Source organism: Paraburkholderia acidisoli, from assembly GCF_009789675.1.
GTDB classification, from domain to species: domain Bacteria; phylum Pseudomonadota; class Gammaproteobacteria; order Burkholderiales; family Burkholderiaceae; genus Paraburkholderia; species Paraburkholderia acidisoli.
Genome location: NZ_CP046913.1, coordinates 2,684,386 through 2,702,515, shown reverse-complemented (window position 1 = coordinate 2,702,515; position 18,130 = coordinate 2,684,386). Strand labels below are relative to the sequence as shown.

Here is an 18,130-nt window from a genome sequence, read left to right as displayed (position 1 = left end):
AAACCGGTGCGAGGCGCGTCAAGCGCCTTCGGTCAGCGCGCGAATGGTCGGCAGATTGCGCCAGTAGCCCTTCGCGTCCATGCCGCAGCCGAACACGTAGCGGTCCGGCACCGAAAAACCGCAGTAGTCGGGATGCAGCGGCTTTTGCTTCGGGATGATCTTTTCGCACAACACGGCCGAGAGGAAACGCTTCGCGCCCATGTCCATGATGCGGTCGCGGATCGCGGCCATGGTCTCGCCTTCGTCGAGGATGTCGTCGAGCACGAGCACCACGCGGTCCTTCACCGACTCGCGCGGCGCCACGCGCCACTGCATTTCGGCGCTGCCCTTGATGGCGTTGCGATAGCGCGTGAGGTGGATGTAGTCGAACTCGAGCGGGAAGTCGAGGTGCGGCAGCAGCATGCCGGTGAACACGGCGGCGCCGCCCATCACCGACAGCACGAGCGGGAAGTCCTCGCTGATCTCGGCGCGGATGGCGTCGGCCATCCGGCCGATCGACGCGTTGACGTCGCCCTCCGAAACGATCTCTTCGGAGTGGCGGAAAATGTGGAGGGCTTCTTCGCGATTCATGAGTCTGGCGAGGCGGTAGCGATTGAGTGTGAAAAACGGCGGTGCAAAGTCAGGCGGCGCGCTACAGCATAAACCCGTGCGTTCTTCCCTCGCGCGCCGCGTGTCCGCGGGCCGCGCGCGCAAATCCTGCGCCTCGCGGCTCGCGAGATCGAAATCAGCGCATGCCGGGCATCATGCCCTTCATGCCGCGCATCATCTTCTGCAGATTGCCGCCCTTGAGCTTCTTCATCATGGTGCGCATCTGGTCGTACTGGTTGAGCATGCGGTTCACCTCCTGAACCTGCACGCCCGCGCCCGCCGCGATGCGGCGCTTGCGCGTGGCCTTGATGAGATCGGGCTTGGCGCGCTCTTCGGGCGTCATCGAATTGATGATGCCTTCCATGCGGCGCATCTGCTTTTCGGCCTGGCCCATGTTGGCGCCGGCGGCGGCCTGCTGGAACTGCGCGGGCAGCTTGTCCATGAGCGACGAAAGGCCGCCCATGTTCTTCATTTGCGAAAGCTGCGCGCGGAAGTCGTTGAGGTCGAAGTCGCCGCCCTTCTTGACCTTGTTGGCGAGCTTTTGCGCGGCCTCGACGTCCACGCCGCGCTGGGCTTCCTCGACGAGCGCCAGAATGTCGCCCATGCCGAGAATACGGTTCGCCATGCGGTCGGGGTGGAACACCTCGAGACCGTCGAGCTTTTCCGCCACGCCGACGAACTTGATCGGCTTGCCCGTGATGTGGCGCACGGAGAGCGCCGCGCCGCCGCGCGAGTCGCCGTCGAGCTTGGTGAGCACGACGCCGGTGAGCGGCAGGGCGTCGTTGAACGCCTTCGCCGTGTTGACCGCGTCCTGGCCGAGCATGGCGTCGACCACGAACAGCGTTTCGGCGGGCTTCAGGAACGCGTGCAGCGCGCTGATCTCGTTCATCATGGCTTCGTCGATACCGAGACGGCCTGCCGTGTCGACGAGCAGCACGTCGTGGTAATGGCGGCGAGCCCAGTCGATGGCCGCGGCGGCGATGTCCACCGGCTTCTGGTCCGGCTGCGACGGGAAGAAGTCCGCGCCGACCTGTTCCGTCACCGTCTTCAACTGCGCGATAGCGGCAGGGCGGTAGACGTCGCACGAAACGGTGAGGACCTTCTTCTTGTACTTCTCGCGCAGGAGCTTGGCGAGCTTGCCGGTGGTCGTGGTTTTACCCGCGCCCTGCAAACCGGCCATGAGGATCACGGCGGGCGGCGTGACATTGAGGTTCAGCTCGGCGGCCTTGCCTTCGTAGTCGCCGCCGATCACGGCGGTCAGCTCGCGCTGCACCACGCCGACCAGCGCCTGACCCGGCGAGAGGCTCGCGAGCACTTCCTCGCCGAGCGCCTTTTCCTTCACCTTGGCGATGAATTCGCGCACGACGGGCAGCGCCACGTCCGCCTCGAGCAGCGCGAGACGCACTTCGCGCAGCATTTCCTGCGTGTTGGCTTCGGTCAGCCGGGCTTCGCCGCGCAGCGTCTTGACGACGTGCGCCATCCGTTGAGTGAGATTGTCGAGCATGGGGAGGCGGTGAGCAGTGCGGCCCGGCATGCACGCGCAACAGGGAAGGCGCAGCGATTCGTCGCGATCCCGCGCGGCCGGGGGGCCTATAGTAAACTTCGAACATGGATATTGTACTGTATGCCCTCACCGTGCTCCTGTACGGCGGTTTATGCGCCGCCGACTGGCGCGCCCTGCGCCGCGCCGGCACCCAGCCGGTCTTCGGCAGCGTGCCGCCGGTGCCGGTAACCATCGGTTCAGGCGGTGCGGCCGGCGGCGTCGGCGGCATGCTCGACGCGCCGCGCGCGCGCAGCTTCGGCGCGCTGTCGCGCACGCTGCTGTTCGTCGCGATCGCCGCGCACGGCGTGCTGCTCCACATGACCATTTTCCCCGCCAACGAAATGGTGTTCGGCTTCGCGTTCGCGTTGTCGGCCATGTTCTGGCTCGGCGCGGGCATCTACTGGATCGAGAGCTTTTTCTTCGCGCTCGACGGGCTGCGCCTCCTGTTGTTGCCGCTCGCCGCGCTCGCCGCGCTGATGCCGCTCATCTTCGGCGGCGTGCGCGTGCTGCCGTACGCCGCGGCGCCCATGTTCAAGGCGCACTTCGTCATCGCCAATATTGCCTACGGGCTCTTCGCGATCGCCGCCTTGCACGCGGTGCTGATGCTGGCGGTCGAGCGGCGTTTGCATGCGCTCAAGGGCGTGGGTTTCCAGCGCAACGCGGGCAATCCGGGCGGCGGCTGGCTGTCGAGCTGGGTCGAGACGCTGCCGCCGTTGCTCACGATGGAAAAGCTGCTGTTCCGTTTGATCGGCGCGGGCTTCGTGCTGCTCACGGCCACGCTCGTCTCGGGCATCGTGTTCAGCGAGCAGTTGATCGACCGGCCGCTCTCGCTCGATCACAAGACCGTGTTCGCGATTCTCTCGTGGCTGATGTTCGGCGCGCTGCTCACCGCGCGCAAGATTTCCGGCTGGCGCGGCCGCGCCGCGCTGCGCTGGGTGATCGCGTCGTTCGTCGCGCTGCTGCTCGCGTACGTGGGCAGCCGTTTCGTCTTCGAGGTGCTGCTGCACCGTCCCGTGGTGTAAGGGTTTTCAGAGCCGGTTTCGATGAGACAGATTCTTCTCCTCGTGCTGCTGTTCGTGGTCGGGCAGTGGTTCGTCAAGACGCTGCGCCGCGCGCAGATGCCAACACGTCCGGGCGCCGATCCGCGCGACGCGGGGCAGGGCGCCGCCCGTAGTGCGAATGGCGCGAGCGGTGCCGGCGCCACGCGTGGCGCGAACGGCCAGGCCGCGTTGCCGGAGCCGATGGTGCGTTGCGCCGAGTGCGGCGTGCACGCGCCGCGTAGCGAGTCGGTGAACGTGGGTGCGCGCTCGTTTTGCAGCGCCGAACACGCGCGCCGCTACGACGCGCGCAACGTCGGTCAGGACCGTCCCGCACGATGAGCGGCGCGAGGGGTTCCGCCGCGCCGCCGCCGCTCGAAGTCGACGCGCACGGCTGGGTGAGCGGCGCGCGCCGCCTGCCTTCGCCGAATTTCGAAGCGCGGCCGCCAGGCGCCGTGCCGTCGCTCGTCGTCGTGCACAACATCAGCTTGCCGCCCGACGTGTTCGGCGGCCCCGAGATTGCCGACCTCTTTCTCAATCGGCTCGACTGCGACGCGCATCCGTACTTCGACGCGCATCTGCGCGGCGTGCGCGTCTCGGCGCATTTCGTGATTCATCGCGATGGCGCGCTCGAGCAGTTCGTTTCCTGCGACGAGCGCGCGTGGCACGCGGGCGCGTCGAACTTCTTCGGCCGCGAGCGTTGCAACGATTTTTCGATCGGCATCGAACTCGAAGGCAGCGACACGACGCCGTTCGAAGCCGCGCAATACGCGACGCTCGCCGCGCTCGTGACGGCGCTCGCGAAGCGCTATCCGGTACAGGCGCTCGCCGGTCATTCCGACATCGCGCCGGGCCGCAAGACCGACCCCGGTCCGCACTTCGACTGGCCGCGTCTGCAGCGCGACACGCAACTCGACGACGCGCGCTTTCCGTATCGGCATCCGGCGGACGACGCGCGCGACGCGTCGTGATCCCTCGCTACGTCCCCTGAAAAGCAACTAAACGGAGGCCGCGATTCCGCTCCAATGGCAGCGGTTCGCAGGGACTTTCTGACGCACGGATATCGGCATTTCGTCCGAATGCCCGCGCTGTCTGGGCTTCGCGCCGCTGCCTCGAATGTCAATACTTTTGGCTTGAAATTTAGCCGTTGACCGTCCGGCAACTTCCACTATACTTCGTACCCGAATCACAGCTTTACACCATATGTTGTGTTGTACCGCGGCGCCCCGCTCTTCGAGCATGGCGCCGCAGGCATTAGCGGCATAGGAAAAAAAGAAACTGGTTTCGGTGTCGTCGGTAGAAAGAACCGGCGCACCGGCAGCAATCCAAGAGAGAAGGTGCAGCCAATGATCGCGACATCCACGATGAAGTCCGCAGTCGTTCGAGTTTCATCTGCCTTGTCCCATCCGGCAGCTTCGCCAGGCTGACTTTTTCTCTCCGCTCGATCGAGCGTGCACACGGGGGCACGACGTCGGCGTCCGTACTAATTCGCGAATTCCTCTTCGCACCTTTCCAGGACCACAGGAGCTTTGCACATGCAAACGACCGATAACGTCTCGACCCGGTATGAAGGCGCGCCCGCCGCGCACAACCTGGGCGGCCAGACGCAGGACGGCCAGTCGAGCGCGCAGCAGTTCGCCGACCACAAGGTGATTCGCCGCAACGGTAGCGTGGTGTCGTTCGAGCCGTCGAAGATCGCGATCGCGATGACGAAGGCATTCCTCGCCGTGAACGGCGGCCAGGGCGCGGGTTCGGCGCGTGTGCGCGAACTCGTCGAGCAGCTCACGCAGAACGTGGTGCGCGCGCTCGTGCGCAGCCGCCCGAACGGCGGCACGTTCCATATCGAAGACATTCAGGATCAGGTCGAACTCGCGCTGATGCGCGGCGGCGAGCACAACGTCGCGCGCGCCTACGTGCTGTATCGCGAGAAGCGCAGCCAGGAACGCACGCACGCGCCGGAAGCGGCGGCGGCGCCCGGCATCAACGTGACGGACAACGGCGTCACGCGCCCGCTCGACATGCACGCGCTGCGCGCGCTGATCGTCTCGTCGTGCGACGGTCTCGGCGACGCGGTCAACCCCGACCCGATCGTCGCGGAAACGGTGAAGAACCTGTACGACGGCGTGCCGATGACGCAGGTCTACGACTCGGCCATTCTCGCGGCTCGCACGATGATCGAAAAGGATCCGGCGTACAGCCAGGTCACGTCGCGCATCCTGCTGCACACGATCCGTCGCGAAATTCTCGAAGAGGAAGTCACGCAAGCCGAAATGGCCGTGCGTTACGCCGACTACTTCCCGCAGTTCATCAAGCGCGGCGTGGAAGCCGGCCTGCTCGACGACAAGCTCCAGCAGTTCGACCTCAAGCGTCTGGGCAACGCGCTCAACGCGAACCGCGACCTGCAGTTCGGTTACCTCGGCCTGCAAACGCTGTACGACCGCTACTTCCTGCACGTGCACGGCACGCGTATCGAAATGCCGCAGGCATTCTATATGCGCGTGGCGATGGGCCTCTCGCTCAACGAGATCGACCGTGAAGCGCGCGCGATCGAGTTCTACAACGTGCTCTCGTCGTTCGACTTCATGTCGTCCACGCCCACGCTGTTCAACTCGGGCACGCACCGCTCGCAGCTCTCGTCGTGCTACCTGACCACGGTCGCCGACGACCTCGACGGCATTTACGAAGCGCTCAAGGACAACGCGCTGCTCTCGAAGTTCGCGGGCGGTCTGGGCAACGACTGGACGCGCGTGCGTGCACTCGGTTCGCACATCAAGGGCACCAACGGCAAGTCGCAAGGCGTCGTGCCGTTCCTGAAGGTGGTGAACGACACGGCCGTGGCCGTGAACCAGGGCGGCAAGCGCAAGGGCGCGGTGTGCGCGTACCTGGAATCGTGGCACCTCGACATCGAAGAATTCCTCGAGCTGCGCAAGAACACGGGCGACGACCGCCGTCGTACCCACGACATGAACACGGCGAACTGGATTCCCGACCTGTTCATGAAGCGCGTGATGGAAGGCGGCGACTGGACGCTGTTCTCGCCGTCGACCTGCCCGGATCTGCACGACCTGTTCGGCGCGGACTTTGAAAAGGCTTACACGGCTTACGAAGACAAGGTCGCGCGCGGCGAGATCAAGCTGTTCAAGAAGCTGCCGGCCGCGCAACTGTGGCGCAAGATGCTCGGCATGCTGTTCGAAACGGGTCACCCGTGGATCACGTTCAAGGATCCGTGCAACATCCGTTCGCCGCAGCAGCACGTGGGCGTCGTCCACTCGTCGAACCTGTGCACGGAAATCACGCTGAACACGAGCGACACGGAAATCGCCGTGTGTAACCTCGGCTCGGTGAACCTCGTGGCGCACATGGTCGAACAGGCCGACGGCACGTTCGCGCTCGACCACGACAAGCTCAAGCGCACCATCAGCGTGGCGATGCGCATGCTCGACAACGTCATCGACATCAACTACTACGCGGTGTCGAAGGCGCGTAACTCGAACCTGAAGCACCGTCCGGTCGGCATGGGCATCATGGGCTTCCAGGACTGCCTGCACGTGCTGCGCACGCCGTTTGCTTCGCAAGAAGCGGTGGAGTTCGCCGACCGCTCGATGGAAGCCGTCTGCTACTACGCTTACTGGGCGTCGACGGAACTGGCAGCCGAGCGCGGCCGCTACTCGACCTACCGCGGCTCGCTGTGGGATCGCGGCATCCTCCCGCAAGACACGCTGAAGCTGCTCGAGCAGGCACGCGGCGGCTACGTGGAAGTCGACACGAGCGAGACGATGGACTGGACGTCGCTGCGCGAGCGCATCGCCCAGCACGGCATGCGCAATTCGAACTGCATCGCGATCGCGCCCACCGCGACGATCTCGAACATCATCGGCGTCTCGCCGTGTATCGAGCCGACGTTCCAGAACCTCTACGTGAAGTCGAACCTCTCGGGCGAATTCACGGTGGTGAACGACTACCTCGTGCGTGACCTGAAGGCGCGCGGCCTGTGGGACGAAGTCATGGTCGCCGACCTCAAGTACTTCGACGGCATGCTCTCGCGCATCGACCGCGTGCCCGCCGATCTGCGCGCCGTGTACGCCACGGCGTTCGAAGTCGATCCGACGTGGCTCGTCGAAGCGGCCTCGCGTCGTCAGAAGTGGATCGACCAGGCGCAGTCGCTCAACATCTTCATGGCCGGCGCATCGGGCAAGAAGCTCGACGAGATCTACAAGCTCGCCTGGGTTCGCGGCCTGAAGACGACGTACTACCTCCGCACGATGGCGGCCACGCACGTCGAGAAGTCGACGGTTGCGCACGGCGCGCTCAACGCCGTGCCGACGGGTGGCGCGGGCGGTGCCGGTGGTGCGGGCTTCGGCGCGAATGGCGCGAGCGGTGCGAACGGCGCCAGCGGCGGTTCGAGCGTGCTCGCCTCGGCGCAAGCGCAGCAACCCGCCGTGGAAGCCGCACCGGAAGCGGAAGGTCCGGTGTGCATGATGCGTCCGGGCGACGCGGGCTTCGAAGAGTGCGAGGCTTGCCAGTAAGGCAGACGAATCGTCCGGCGCGCGGCGCAACGCCACGCGCGTCGGGCGACGCACCGCGGCACACTAGTAAACAGTAGCCAGCAGCAGTCGCAAGCAACAACGAAACGCGGCGCGCGCGATGCGCGCCGCCTCGCTCCCGGCGACGTGCGCCATGCACGCCTCGACTCGCACGCGAGTCGTTTCGCAAAAGCTTCAGGATTCCCTGGAGTTTCGTGACAGGCTCGGGACACGCGCGGCGCACGTCGAACAGCGACCCGAAGCGCAGCGCGGCATCGACACGAGAGACGACGAGGAGCACGTACGGATCGCACGAAACCGCAACGCAATCGCAGCAGAAACGCAGGATGAAACGGTTGCCGCGAGACGTGCGAGACGAGTACGCAGGAGTGAAAACGAGCGCTGCGAATGCAGCCATTCACAGACGCTCGCGATTCATGTGAAGACCTTCGATTGCATGGCCGATACGACGCTCGCGCGACGCATCGGCAACGACAGCACGAGATGATCGCGAGTCGATGACGAGTCGATCGTCGTATCGCGATCACAAAGTGTTGTATCGAGGTCGCAACGCGAATCGAAAACAGGCTTTTTCGTGTGCGAACCCTTTTACCGCTCACGAAAAGATGGTACAAACCGATCTAAATTGATGGTGACATTTATGCTCAACTGGGATGACGAGAACACGGCCGTAACTCCGTCGAGCGGTGCGCAGCAAAACACAATGCGCAACCCCGCGGGTGAGGCTGTCCAAACTGCACAAGCGCAGTTTGGTGTGCGTTCCACTCCTCAGGCTTCCTCGGCGACCAACATTTTCTCCGCCGACTTCGCCGTTGCTCCGCCGCCGCAAGCGCCGGTTTCGAGCGAAGCCCGCGTGAATGTCGCCGACAAGCGCATCATCAACGGCCAGACCGACGTGAACCAGTTGGTCCCGTTCAAGTACAAGTGGGCCTGGGAGAAGTACCTCGCCGGCTGCGCGAACCACTGGATGCCGCAGGAAATCAACATGTCCCGCGACATCGCGCTCTGGAAAGACCCGAACGGTCTGACCGAAGACGAGCGTCGTGTCGTGAAGCGCAACCTCGGGTTCTTCGTTACGGCCGACTCGCTCGCCGCAAACAACATCGTGCTCGGCACCTACCGGCACATCACGGCGCCCGAATGCCGCCAGTTCCTGCTGCGCCAGGCGTTCGAAGAAGCGATCCACACGCACGCTTACCAGTACATCGTCGAATCGCTCGGTCTGGACGAAGGCGAGATCTTCAACGCGTACCACGAGGTCAAGTCGATCCGCGACAAGGACGAATTCCTGATCCCGTTCATCCAGACGTTGACCGATCCCGCGTTCACGACCGGCACGCTCGAATCGGACCAGACGCTGCTCAAGTCGCTGATCGTGTTCGCCTGCATCATGGAAGGTCTGTTCTTCTATGTGGGCTTCACGCAAATTCTGGCGCTCGGTCGTCAGAACAAGATGACCGGCGCGGCTGAGCAATACCAGTACATTCTGCGCGACGAGTCGATGCATTGTAATTTTGGCATCGACCTCATCAACCAGATCAAGCTCGAAAACCCGCACCTGTGGACGCCCGAGTTCCGTGCGGAAATCCGTGAGCTCTTCAAGCACGCGGTCGACCTCGAGTACCGTTACGCCGAAGACACCATGCCGCGCGGCGTGCTGGGTCTGAACGCGTCGATGTTCAAGAGCTATCTGCGCTTCATCTGCAACCGTCGTTGCCAGCAGATCGGCCTCGACCCGCTGTTCCCGAACGAAGAGAACCCGTTCCCGTGGATGAGCGAGATGATCGACTTGAAGAAGGAACGCAACTTCTTCGAGACGCGCGTGATCGAATATCAGACGGGCGGTGCGCTGTCCTGGGAATAACCCGGGCGCACTGCGGAGCAAGTCTTTAGGGGATGCCGGAGGCGGCGCGCGTGCTGCCTCGACCGGCATGATGACCAAGGAGCAGGAACGCCTGATGCAATTAGTGCCCGGAGCCCCGGTGGCTTACCGACATGACTGGCACTTTGCGAACCCTTCAGTGGGATGGGCAAACTTCCCCCCGGAAAAGCGCGCAGGCCATGTGGCCTGTGCCTTCAACGAACGTTGGCCGGTGTCGGTAGCCGATACCGGATTGACTTTGGCAGCGCTGTGCCGTGTGGCACGGCGCTGCCTTACCGCATTCATTAGCGTAAGCGCGCGGGATCAGCGTACGCCGATGAATAGCCCGCTTCGTAGCGCGCGCCCTGAGAAGCGTTCGCGGGAAGGCGGGTTTTGACGAAGGGTGTAGTTTGAACTGACTCTCATCTGAACCTGAAGGAGAAAAAAATGGCAACTGCCAAGAAGAAACCGGCGGCCAAGAAGGTCGCAGCGAAGAAGGTTGCAGTGAAGAAGGCGGCTCCGGCGAAGAAGGTCGCAGCGAAGAAGGTTGCGGTCAAGAAGGTCGCAGCGAAGAAAGTCGCCGTGAAGAAGGTTGCTGCGAAGAAGGCAGCACCGGCGAAGAAGGCCGCCGCCAAGAAGGTTGCAGCGAAGAAGGTCGCAACGAAGAAGGTTGCCGCCAAGAAAGTCGCGGTGAAGAAGGTTGCCGCGAAGAAGGCAGCGCCGGCGAAGAAGGCCGCAGCGAAGAAGGTTGCCGCCAAGAAGGTCGCGGTGAAGAAGGTTGCTGCGAAGAAGGCAGCGCCGGCCAAGAAGGCCGCGCCGGCGAAGAAGGCCGCAGCGAAGAAGGCTGTTGCCAAGAAGGCCGCGCCCGCGAAGAAGGCTGCTGCGAAGAAGGCCGCGCCTGCCAAGAAGGCTGCTGCGAAGAAGGCCGCGCCTGCCAAGAAGGCCGCGCCTGCGAAGAAGGCTGCTGCCAAGAAGGCGCCCGCGAAGAAGGCTGCGGCTGCCGCGCCTGCTGCGCCCGCTGCTGCTGCGCAACCGGCTGCTCCCGCAGCCACGGTGAAGACTGCCCTGAATCCGGCCGCAGCATGGCCGTTCCCGACCGGCAGCCGTCCGTAAGCAGTACCAGGCGAAGCGCGCTCGCAACACGGTTTCCGCGCTTCGCCAAGTATTCCGGTCGAGTCGGGCGGCACTGTTCGCAAGACTCGATCCTGATCCCGCCGCCGGGTTTCCCGCGGCGGGATTTTTTTATGCTTACGATTCGTCAGGTCTGCCAACGAATTGCGTCGGGGCATGGCGCGAGGCCGGGTGGCAAATCGCGCGGGCATGAAAAAAGGCGCATGCACAGGGGAGCACATGCGCCTGAGGTTCCGCATCCGGCGCAAGCGCCTCTGCGGTACAGGGGAAAAGGGTGATGCGTGCGGCGCTGTGACTGCCGCGTTTTTAAACGTGCAGCGTGTTAGTGCGTCACGCGGGTGACGCCGGCGCTCGACAGCAGCCGCACGCGCTCGCCCGCGTTGAAGACTTCGCCCGTGGCGGACTGCGTGATGGCGCGATAGTCGCCGTTGTCGAGGCGCACCGTGATCTCGAGGCCGTCGTGAACGGCCACGCCGTTTTCGACCGCGTTGCCAGCCACCGCGCCTGCAATACCGCCGATGATACCCGTGACGATCGAGCCGCGTCCGCCGCCGATCGCGCTGCCGGCCACCGCGCCGAGCGCACCGCCGCCCACGGCGCCGAGACCGCTAGGCTGGCCGTTGTTCGAGCTGATCTTCACCGCGCGCACGCTTTCGACCGTGCCCATGCGCACCGTTTGCTCGCGCTGCGCCTGCGAGGCCGTATAGACGTCGGCGGAACTGCTGTTATACGCGCAGCCGGACAGCGCGAGCGAACCCGCGACGACGGCAGCGACAATCAGACGACTCGTTGTTTTCATACCCGTAGCTCCCTACTACCTGAGGCGCGCGCACCTTCGCGCCGCGCCCCGTTCAATTCGGCCTTTCGCGTGGCTGTTACTTCGTCAGCTCGTAGCCGAATGCTTCCTTGAACCGTTCGTTGATCTGCGCCCGCGTGGGCGCGTAGTTTTGCGGTCCTTGATGTTCGATCTTGAGCGCGCCCATGAGGCTCGCGAGACGTCCCGAGGTCGCCCAGTCGAGGCCATTCTCGATGCCGTAGAGCAGGCCGCCGCGGAAGGCGTCGCCGCAACCGGTCGGATCGAGCACCTGCGCGGCCTTGACCGGCGGAATTTCCTCGATCTTGCCGCCGTGGTAGATCTGCGAGCCGTGTTCGCCGCGCGTGATGATCAGCGCTTCGACATGGCTCGCGATTTCCTCGAGCGACCAGCCCGTGCGATGGCTCACGAGATTGGCTTCGTAATCGTTGACCGCTACGTAAGTCGCAAGTTCAATGGCGTGGCGCAAAGACGCACCATCGAACAGTGGCAAACCTTGACCTGGGTCAAAGATGAACGGCACACCGGCTTTCGCGAACTGCTCGACGTGCTGAACCATGCCGTCGAAACCGTCCGGTGCGACGATGCCGAGCTTGATGCCGGGCGCTTCGTCGGCGCGGTTCAGGTGGGATTGCATCATCGCGCCCGGGTGGAACGCGGTGATCTGATTGTTTTCGAGATCGGTGGTGATCATCGCCTGCGCGGACCAGGTGTCGGGCAGCACGCGCACGTGCGCCTTCGAAAGACCGAGCGTGTCGAGGCGATCGAGGTAAGGCTGCGCGTCGGCGGCGCCGAGCGTGGCCATGATGCGCGCGTCGCCGCCGAGCAGATGCAGCGCGTAGGCGATATTGCCGGCACAGCCGCCGAACTCGCGGCGCATCGTCGGCACGAGGAAGCTCACGTTCAGGATATGCACCTGCTCGGGCAGGATGTGCTCCCGAAAGCGACCCTCGAAGGTCATGATGTTGTCGTAGGCGAGCGAGCCGCAGATCAGCGTAGCCAAGGCGGAATTCCTGTAGAGCGTGGTGGGTAGGGCGGCGCGGCGGCCGGTGCGCGGCGGCACAGCCGCGCGCATCGCAACGAAAGGCGCGCGCCGCCGCCGGATTACTTCAGCGCGGCGAGCGCGGCGTCGTAGTTCGGTTCGTTCTTGATTTCGCTGACGCGCTCGGCGTGGATCACGTTGTCGTTCGCGTCGAGCACGACCACGGCGCGCGCGGTCAGGCCGGTGAGCGGGCCGCTCGTGACGTCCACGCCGTAGGCTTGCGCGAACTCGTGGCCGCGGAACGTCGACGCCGTGACGACGTTTTCGATGCCTTCGGTCGTGCAGAAGCGCGATGCCGCGAACGGCAGGTCGCCCGAGATCACGATCACCGCCGTGTTGTCGAGCTTGGCGGCGGCTTCGTTGAACTTGCGCGTGGAGGTGGCGCAGGTCGGCGTGTCGAGGCTCGGGACGATGTTGAGCACCTTGCGCTTGCCCGCGAAATCGGCGAGCGCGACGGGCTTCAGGTCCTTGCCGACGAGCGAGAACGCGGGCGCCTTCTGGCCGACGTTCGGGAACGTGCCGGCGACTTCGATCGGGTTACCGCCTAGCGTGACTTGACTCATGATGTGCTCTCCGAATGCGTGTAGTGATGAATGGCGCCCGATGAGGCCGGACGCGGAAATTGCGCGGGCCCGCCTGGGCGCGCCCGCGTAAGACGAACCGCTCAGGGATAGAAAATCTCGATGCGGAAATTCGATGCCACCACGTCGCCGGTGTCGAGCCGCACGATCATGGTTTGCGTGGTGTGCGCGGGCAGACCCGCTTCCACGCGCGTGCCGGGCGTGACGTAATCCTGCGGCCACAGCACGCGGCGCACGACGATATTGTTCTGGCGGTCGAGCAGCGACAGCTCGATGGCCGGGTAGGCGAGCGCCACGTTGAAGCGGTTGCGCAACGGCACCTTCAGTTCGAGGTGATGCGGCTCGTTGTCGACCTGACGCAGATCGGACGGTTCGACCAGCAGACCGTCGATGTCGCGCGGCGGCAGCACGCGGCAGCCGAGTTGCGCGCAGGCCTTCAGATACAGCGGCTGCGAATTGGGCCAATAAACCATTACCGTTTCGCGCTGCCACCAGGCGATCTGCACGACGAAGAGCGCGAACAGCAAGAGCGCGACGATCGCGCCCAGCACGCGCCAACCGGCGCGGCGCCCGGCGCGTGCGCGGGCGGGTGCTTCGCGCGTGACGGCGAACGACTGGCCGCCTTCGTTGGGCTCGAGCGCGCTGAAGGCCGGCGCGGCGGTTTCGGGTGCCGCTTGCCAGCCACCGCGATGCGCGGCTTCGGGCTCGAAGCCGCGAGGTTCGCGGGCCGCCGCTTCATGGGCCGCTTCACGATCCGCTTCACGATCCGACTCGCGCGGGGCGTCGTGGGCGCGGTTGACGAGCGTCGGTTCGGAGTCGTCGAGGCGGGCGTGCGCCGGTTCCTGGCCCGAGAACGTGGGCTCGACGGGCGCAGCGGCCGCGAGACCCGGCTCCACGCGCGTCCAGCGCGTGGCGGGCGGGAACGGCTCGGCGGCTTGTGCGGGTTCCGTGGGTTGTACGGGCGGAGCGGGCTGCGGAGCGGGCGCGGCTTGCGGTGCTTGAGCAGCGTGGAAGGCTTGCGCCGCCTGCGCGGTTTGCGACGTTTGAGCGGCGGGCGCGGCCGCGCGAGCCGCGGGCACCGGCACGTCGATGGGTTCCGCCACAGCCTCCGGCGCGACTGCCGCGTGCGCGGGCAGGGCGGACGCCGCCGTTTGAGGCGTCGCGCTTTCGTGGCGCGCTGCGGCTTCGAGCCGCGACGCTTCACGCGCGGCTTCGGATGCCACGGTTTCACGCGTGAGCGTCGGCTCGCCATCATCGACGACGATGCGAGACTCCACGCCACGTGTCACGCCCGGCGTGGCGCTCGGGGCGAGGCTGGCTTGCGGCAGATGATCGGCGTTGTATTGCAGACGCGGGTCGATATGACTGTCCGAGGGCGGCGCCCACGGGTCCCACGCGCGATTCGAGAAGTTCGGTGCCACGGCCGGCTTTTGCGGCGCGGCTTCGGGCTGTGCGACCGCTGGCGCAACTGGCTCGGCGGCTGGCGTGGCCGCGATCCCGGGCTCAAGCTCGTGCCCGAATGTTGGCTCAACGATTGGCTCAACCATCGGCTCAACGATCGGCTCATCGACGGACGTATCACGCGGCTCTTCGATCGCTTCGGGCACTGGAGAAACCGTGGGTGTCACGGGCTGCTCGGGCGCGAACGCTTCGGCATCGACAGACGATGCGCCGTTCAGCGCCGCGTCGAGTGCGGGATGCAGCGCGCTCTGCGGATCGAGCGGCGCGGTCAGGCTCGCCGCGACTTCCGCCGTGACCGGCACGGCATGCGAGAAATCGCTGCCCTCGGCCACTTCGTACAGACTGCCCGATGCGTCGAACGCTTCCTGGCAATGTCCGCAACGCACGAGGCCGCGCCGCACGGCAAGCTGCGTGGGCTGAATGCGGAATACGGTTTCACAGAAGGGGCAGCGCGTTGCCAGAAGCATGGGGGCCGAGATCTGGATAGACCGGAGGGTTGGCGATACCCGCCATTCTACTGTCAATCGCTTGCCACCTACGACTCACGGCCGCGCTCAAGGGACCGAACGCGGCGCGTGACGGGACGCGCGGATCGAAATGCGCGCGGCTTACGCGCGACGCGTGCCCGCGAGACAGACCCAGCCTTCGTGCTCGCGCCACACCGAGATGTCGATCCAGCGCGCGTAGACCTGCGCGACTTCGTCGGCTTGACGGGCGAGGATGCCCGACAGCGCGAGGCGGCCGCCCGGCTTCACGCGCGCGCTCAGCATCGACGCCATCAGCTTCAGCGGATTCGAAAGAATGTTGGCAACGACGATGTCGAACTCGCCCGCCGGGCAGTCGTCGGGCAGGCCGTAGGTGACTTCGGCGTGGTTACGCTCGCTGTTGTGACGCGCCGATTCGACCGCCTGCGGGTCGATGTCGATGCCAATCACGGGGTTCGCGCCGCACTTCTGCGCGAGGATCGCGAGGATGCCCGAGCCGCAGCCGTAGTCGAGCAGGGAATTGCCCGGCTTCACGTGCTGCTCGAGCCACTCCATGCACAGGCGCGTGGTGGGATGGCTGCCCGTGCCGAACGCGAGGCCCGGATCGAGTTCGAGCACCAGCGCGCTCGGGTCCGGAGCGTCGTGCCACGACGGCACGACCCAGATGCGCTCGCCGATGGGGATCGGATCGAACTGCGATTGCGTCAGGCGCACCCAGTCCTGTTCCTCGACTTCGCGCAGCGAAAATTTCGGCGTTTCGGCGAGCGCGAGCTCGTTTGAAGCGGCCGTGAGCAGCAGGGCGGGGTCCTGATCGGCGCCGATCAGCGCGATCACGCGCGAGTGCTGCCACGCGGTGCGCTCGGGCGTGAGACCCGGTTCGCCGAAGAGCGGTTGCTCGTCGGGCGTGTCGGCGTCGGCGTCTTCCACCGACACCGAAAGGGCGCCAAGTTCGATCAGCGCGTCGGAGAGTTCTTCGGCGCGGTCACGCTCGAGCTCGACGATCAGTTCCCGGTAGCTCATGAATTACGCTTCGTCCTTCTTCACGGCCTGACGTTCCGCCAGACGGCTTTCGAGGTAGTGAATGCTCGTGCCGCCTTCGACGAACTTGGCGTCGAGCATCAACTCGCGGTGCAGCGGAATGTTGGTCGAGATGCCTTCGACGACCATTTCCGAGAGCGCGATCCGCATACGCTGAATGGCCTGCTCGCGCGTCGCGCCGTAGGTGATCAGCTTGCCGATCATCGAATCATAGTTCGGCGGCACGAAATAGCCATTGTAGGCATGCGAATCCACGCGCACGCCGGGACCGCCCGGCATGTGCCAGGAGGTCAGGCGACCCGGCGACGGCGTGAACTTGAACGGATCTTCCGCGTTGATACGGCACTCGATCGAGTGGCCCTTCAACTGGATGTCGCGCTGGCGGAACGACAGCTTTTCGCCCGCGGCGATGCGGATCTGTTCCTGCACGATGTCGATGCCCGTGATCAGTTCCGTGACCGGGTGCTCGACCTGCACGCGCGTGTTCATTTCGATGAAGTAGAACTCGCCGTTTTCGTACAGGAATTCGAACGTGCCCGCGCCGAGATAGCCCATCTTCTTGCAGGCGTCGGCGCAACGGTCGCCGATACGGTCGAGCAGGCGGCGCGCGATGCCCGGCGCCGGCGCTTCCTCGATCACCTTCTGGTGGCGGCGCTGCATCGAACAGTCGCGCTCGCCGAGCCACACGGCGTTCTTGAACGAGTCGGAGAGCACCTGAATCTCGATGTGACGCGGATTCTCGAGGTACTTCTCCATGTACACCTGCGGATTGCCGAAGGCGCGACCCGCTTCTTCCTTGGTCATGTTGACCGCGTTCACGAGCGCCGCTTCCGTGTGCACGACACGCATGCCGCGACCGCCGCCGCCGCCCGACGCCTTGATGATGACCGGGTAGCCGATCGTGCGCGCGATCTTCACGATTTCTTTGGGATCGTCGGGCAGGGCGCCTTCCGAGCCCGGCACGCACGGCACGCCGGTCTTGATCATCGTCTGCTTGGCGGTGACCTTGTCGCCCATCATGCGGATCGTTTCCGGACGCGGGCCGATGAACGTGAAGCCCGACTGCTCCACGCGTTCGGCGAAGTCGGCGTTCTCGGAGAGGAAGCCGTAGCCGGGGTGGATCGCTTCGGCGTCCGTCACTTCGGCCGCGCTGATCAGCGCCGGCATGTTCAGATAGCTCAGGTTCGAAGGCGCCGGGCCGATACAGACCGCCTCGTCGGCGAGCTTCACGTACTTGGCTTCCTTGTCGGCTTCCGAATAGACGACGACCGTCTTGACGCCGAGTTCGCGGCACGCGCGCTGAATGCGGAGCGCGATTTCGCCACGATTGGCAATGAGGATTTTTTCAAACATGGTGGGTATTCGACTCATCAATGGGCGCCATGGATTTCATCGAAGGCGCGCCTGTCGATCGGAGTTGGCACAACTCGGCGGATCGGCCACGCGGGCGGCGCAAGGCGTGCGCCCGCCGCGCGGCAAGCGCGACGCGCCCTCGATCAGGGCCGCGCCGCGCACGAGACAACTCAGGCGATCACGTAGAGCGGCTGGCCGTATTCGACGGCCTGGCCGTTCTCGACGAGGACTTCCTTGACGACGCCGGCGGTGTCCGACTCGATCTCGTTGAGCAGCTTCATCGCTTCGATGATGCACAGCGTCTGGCCTTCCTTCACCGTGTCGCCCACTTGCACGAACGGGTCGGCGCCCGGCGACGGCGCGCGGTAGAACGTGCCCACCATCGGCGAGGTCACGACATGGCCCTGCGGCACGGCCGGCACGGCGGCCGCAGCGGCGGCCGGGGTGGCTTCGCCCGCGACGCCCGGTGCCGCGAACGGCGCACCGGCCATCGGCGCGGCGTACTGCGCGCTCGGCTGCACGTAAACGGGCGGCGCGTTCTTGACGATGCGCACCTTGCCTTCACCCTCGGTGACTTCGAGTTCCGAGATGCCCGATTCGGAGACGAGGTCGATCAGAGTCTTCAGCTTACGTAGATCCATGGTGCAGCCCC

Annotated in this window: 16 protein-coding genes and 1 pseudogene; 8 read left to right on the top strand and 9 right to left on the bottom strand. The window is 65.1% G+C overall.

Going from position 1 to position 18,130, the window contains the following annotated elements; genetic code table 11:
• Nucleotides 1-18: 18 nt before the first annotated feature.
• Both FAZ98_RS11875 and ffh read right to left on the bottom strand, forming a co-directional pair.
• On the bottom strand, nucleotides 19-570 hold the full coding sequence (locus FAZ98_RS11875; protein ID WP_158951396.1) for a hypoxanthine-guanine phosphoribosyltransferase: 552 nt from the start codon (nucleotides 568-570) through the stop codon (nucleotides 19-21).
• 154 nt (nucleotides 571-724) lie between these two features.
• On the bottom strand, nucleotides 725-2,092 hold the full coding sequence (ffh, locus tag FAZ98_RS11870; RefSeq protein WP_158951395.1) for a signal recognition particle protein: 1,368 nt from the start codon (nucleotides 2,090-2,092) through the stop codon (nucleotides 725-727).
• Nucleotides 2,093-2,196: 104 nt separating this feature from the next.
• Here ffh and FAZ98_RS11865 point away from each other — a divergent pair, with 104 nt between their 5' ends.
• From FAZ98_RS11865 to FAZ98_RS11835, 8 genes and pseudogenes are all read left to right on the top strand, one after another.
• Complete coding sequence (locus tag FAZ98_RS11865; protein ID WP_158951394.1) at nucleotides 2,197-3,153, top strand: cytochrome C assembly family protein; 957 nt, start codon at nucleotides 2,197-2,199, stop codon at nucleotides 3,151-3,153.
• A gap of 21 nt (nucleotides 3,154-3,174) precedes the next feature.
• Entirely contained in the window at nucleotides 3,175-3,510 is a 336-nt protein-coding gene (locus tag FAZ98_RS11860; protein ID WP_158951393.1) for a PP0621 family protein, read from the top strand.
• Nucleotides 3,507-4,139, top strand: a complete 633-nt coding sequence (gene ampD / locus FAZ98_RS11855) for a 1,6-anhydro-N-acetylmuramyl-L-alanine amidase AmpD (protein WP_158951392.1) — start codon at nucleotides 3,507-3,509, stop codon at nucleotides 4,137-4,139. The genes FAZ98_RS11860 and ampD overlap by 4 nt, the downstream gene beginning before the upstream one ends.
• Before the next feature lie 564 nt (nucleotides 4,140-4,703).
• Nucleotides 4,704-7,694 carry a ribonucleoside-diphosphate reductase subunit alpha gene (locus FAZ98_RS11850; protein WP_158951391.1) on the top strand — a complete coding sequence of 997 codons (2,991 nt, stop codon included), beginning with the start codon at nucleotides 4,704-4,706 and terminating at the stop codon, nucleotides 7,692-7,694.
• A gap of 151 nt (nucleotides 7,695-7,845) precedes the next feature.
• Entirely contained in the window at nucleotides 7,846-8,199 is a 354-nt protein-coding gene (locus FAZ98_RS11845; RefSeq protein WP_158951390.1) for a hypothetical protein, read from the top strand.
• Nucleotides 8,200-8,352: 153 nt separating this feature from the next.
• A complete protein-coding gene (locus tag FAZ98_RS11840; protein WP_158951389.1) occupies nucleotides 8,353-9,576 on the top strand; it encodes a ribonucleotide-diphosphate reductase subunit beta in 1,224 nt (407 codons plus the stop codon).
• A gap of 94 nt (nucleotides 9,577-9,670) precedes the next feature.
• Nucleotides 9,671-9,992: pseudogene (locus FAZ98_RS35600) on the top strand (hypothetical protein).
• Nucleotides 9,993-10,020: 28 nt separating this feature from the next.
• Complete coding sequence (locus tag FAZ98_RS11835) at nucleotides 10,021-10,686, top strand: histone H1-like DNA-binding protein (RefSeq protein ID WP_158951388.1); 666 nt, start codon at nucleotides 10,021-10,023, stop codon at nucleotides 10,684-10,686.
• 340 nt (nucleotides 10,687-11,026) lie between these two features.
• Here FAZ98_RS11835 and FAZ98_RS11830 read toward each other — a convergent pair whose 3' ends face one another.
• From FAZ98_RS11830 to accB, 7 genes are all read right to left on the bottom strand, one after another.
• Entirely contained in the window at nucleotides 11,027-11,503 is a 477-nt protein-coding gene (locus FAZ98_RS11830) for an outer membrane lipoprotein (RefSeq protein ID WP_158951387.1), read from the bottom strand.
• A gap of 76 nt (nucleotides 11,504-11,579) precedes the next feature.
• Entirely contained in the window at nucleotides 11,580-12,521 is a 942-nt protein-coding gene (locus tag FAZ98_RS11825) for a carbohydrate kinase family protein (RefSeq protein WP_158951386.1), read from the bottom strand.
• A 101-nt stretch (nucleotides 12,522-12,622) separates the two neighbouring features.
• Nucleotides 12,623-13,123 carry a thiol peroxidase gene (gene tpx, locus FAZ98_RS11820; protein WP_158951385.1) on the bottom strand — a complete coding sequence of 167 codons (501 nt, stop codon included), beginning with the start codon at nucleotides 13,121-13,123 and terminating at the stop codon, nucleotides 12,623-12,625.
• A 101-nt stretch (nucleotides 13,124-13,224) separates the two neighbouring features.
• On the bottom strand, nucleotides 13,225-15,069 hold the full coding sequence (locus tag FAZ98_RS11815; protein WP_233272608.1) for a zinc-ribbon and DUF3426 domain-containing protein: 1,845 nt from the start codon (nucleotides 15,067-15,069) through the stop codon (nucleotides 13,225-13,227).
• A gap of 141 nt (nucleotides 15,070-15,210) precedes the next feature.
• Nucleotides 15,211-16,107, bottom strand: coding sequence for a 50S ribosomal protein L11 methyltransferase (prmA, locus tag FAZ98_RS11805; protein WP_158951384.1), 897 nt, complete (start codon nucleotides 16,105-16,107; stop codon nucleotides 15,211-15,213).
• Nucleotides 16,108-16,110: 3 nt separating this feature from the next.
• Nucleotides 16,111-17,478: an acetyl-CoA carboxylase biotin carboxylase subunit gene (gene accC / locus FAZ98_RS11800; protein WP_158951383.1), complete on the bottom strand. Its 1,368-nt coding sequence runs from the start codon at nucleotides 17,476-17,478 to the stop codon at nucleotides 16,111-16,113.
• Between the two features lie 170 nt (nucleotides 17,479-17,648).
• Entirely contained in the window at nucleotides 17,649-18,119 is a 471-nt protein-coding gene (accB, locus tag FAZ98_RS11795) for an acetyl-CoA carboxylase biotin carboxyl carrier protein (protein WP_158951382.1), read from the bottom strand.
• Between the last annotated feature and the right edge of the window lie 11 nt (nucleotides 18,120-18,130).